At 58.2% G+C, this 2581-nt stretch carries 2 protein-coding genes; both read right to left on the minus strand.

The window, feature by feature from the left end:
* A partial coding sequence (locus G454_RS19655; RefSeq protein ID WP_035108106.1) for a hypothetical protein occupies positions 1-1670 on the minus strand: 1670 nt, incomplete at its 3' end.
* A 29-nt stretch (positions 1671-1699) separates the two neighbouring features.
* On the minus strand, positions 1700-2581 hold an 882-nt coding region (locus G454_RS0114975), incomplete at its 5' end, for an S-layer homology domain-containing protein (RefSeq protein WP_027719219.1).

Raw genomic sequence — 2581 nt, forward strand, 5'->3', positions numbered from 1 at the left:
ACCGTCAACTTCACCGGTACGGGTTCGCCATAGTCCTTCCGGTAAACCCGGACGTTCACGCCCGGCGTCAGCGAAGAGGAGTACCAGCTCATGACATAGAGATTTTTGATGGGCCAAACCTTCACGGCAACATCGACCAGCGTGATTATCCGCGCCTCGTCCCGGTTGTCGCTCCAGTCGGCGTCCTCGGACGTGTCCACCGGGTTTATCTTGACCACCACGGTCGTGCCGACGTTCTGCGCGTGCACCGTAACCGTGCCCTGCTTCTCCTCACCGGGCTGGAACTCCACCGGCTGGTCGGGTGCAACAGGCACACCGTTAAGCGTCAGCGGCGCCGGGTACTCCACGCCGTTAACCACGTGGAACGCCCTCACCAACGCCTTCCAGGGCTGCGGGAAGGTCGACTTCAGTCCTGCCGTCACCGCAAAGGTTAGTTCCTGGCCCGGCTGTGCCTTCGCCTGGTGCGGGTCGATCTTGATGTAGAAGTCGGGCGGCAGCGGCTTCACCACAACGTCCACGTAGTTGTCGCTGTAATCGGACTCCAGCAAAGACTCATTAGGGTTAATCTTAACACGAATTTTGTAAGGCTTGTCCTCTACTTTAAATTTCAGCGTAACAGGCACCTTTCCCCAGGCGGGGAGAACAAGCCCACCAACAGCCTGCTGGTACTGCTCTTCACCCTCCCTTTTTGTGCCTATTTGGGTCACGACTTCCGCCGAGGCCGCGCTCTCCGCCTGGAAGGTGGCTTCCTTCTCTTCGCCCGGAAAACCCACAATCTCAGTGGGCCCGGTCAGCTTCAGGTTGAAACCGCCGATTACGGCGGTCATCATGCCCGGCACCGCACCGGGGTTGCCGCTGTTCTCAAGCGGTTGCGACCATTCGCGACCCCGGTAAAAGCCCTTACCCGTGGGTGTTTTCTCATCATAGTAGGGCGGTGTATAGTGGGCAGCCTCATAGTTCAAGCTCTGGTCACCAGCGTTAAGGAATATGCTGTAATAATACAGCGCCCCGTGGTCGTAAGCGCTCATGGCGCGGTAGTACTGGGTAGCGCCATCAGCACCGATCACAGGCGGACCGAGCACGCTGGCTACTCTTTGGGCTAATTCGGCGTTCACCCCAACGTCCTGGGCGAGAAAAGCTTCCCTGGAAGGGAGCGGCACATCCATCAACAGTGCGGGTACTGAGTCTTTGCCCCATGCCACCCCGTTGACGACCACCGTAACCAATCCCTCTTTGATGTTCTGAGTTTCGGCAGTTTCAGCGGCCTTGGGGTCTATAGGCACGGCCACCAGGTTTTTCCCGGAAGGAGATGCCGGACTCATGCTCTCCCTGTAAGGAATGAAAAGCGTGTTGTAGCCGAAACGCGAGTCCGGGTTCTCCGGGTCGAGCCACTCCGATTTCGTCCACAGTTCGCCCCACACCAGCATGGCGTTGTCCAGGTAGTACTCCGTCTTCTCCGTGTCGAACTGCACCGCACTCATGTCGTAGATGATAACCGGCACCTGGCGGACGTACATGGTAACACCGTCAGAGTTAGGGTGGCGGCTGTCGCGGGGATCACCCTTACCCACGAAACCCCCTTCCTCAGTAGCCAAAGCCGGAGTTACCGCCACCAGCAACAGAAAAACGGACAAAAAGAGAAAAGCCCCGAGAAAGGCTTTTCTTCTCATAGCACACCACTCCTTTTCAAGACGAGAGTCTAGAAGTCAGTCGGGAAGGGAACACCGTACCAGCCGACCTTCTTCAGGAAGTCGTACTCGAAGTTCCCGTTTTGCCCAACCGAAGAGCTTTGCGTCATCATCCACCGGCCGTCTATCTTCTTGAAACGGGACAGAACATAACCCTTACCACCATTAGCATTCTTGAACATCGTTACTACATAAGCAATAGAATTGTGCTTTTCAGCTATCCGCACTTCGCTCTTCACTATCGGATGGTTTTTCCTGCCATCATCCCTAGTAAGATACATGGCCCTTCGTGCAGCCTCGAAGTACGTCCTGGTGACCCGCTTGTAGGGTAGCTTGTCGTAGAATCCCAAGTCCAAATTGCGCCGTGCCTCGAAGTCTATAATGTTGGCGTTAACGTCCTCTATAGCCTCCTTCCGGGCCTGGATCAGCTCTTCATCGCTCGGCAAATTCGTGTCCACGCTCCTGGCCACCCGGAAGAGCAGCACCGCGGCCTGCGCGCGGTTTAAGTGCTGGTCGGCGCCCAGGACGCCCGCGGACACGCCCTTCACCAGCCCCGCGCGGGCAGCTCTGAGAGCGTCCTCGTCGTAGGTGTCGCTGAAGGCCGCGCCCAGGTCCTTTTCGGGCAGGTTGTACACCCTGGCCAGCCTGCCGAGCCACTGGGCCATCTCCAGCCGCGTTATCGGCGCGTCCCAGTCGCCGGACTTGTCCGGGATGATGCCCAGCTTCACCAGGCCGTCCACCGCCGAGTCGTACCAGTTCGGGCCGGGTTCACCGGAAACGTCGATGCACCGGGCCAGAACCGCCGCGAACTCAGCGCGGGTTATGTCGTTGCCCAGGCGCAGGGTGTTGTCGGGATAACCCTTGTACAGCTCGAAGTCGATGGCCTCGATTAT

It is taken from the genome of Desulfovirgula thermocuniculi DSM 16036 (assembly GCF_000429345.1).
Classification (GTDB): Bacteria; Bacillota; Desulfotomaculia; order Desulfotomaculales; family Desulfovirgulaceae; genus Desulfovirgula; species Desulfovirgula thermocuniculi.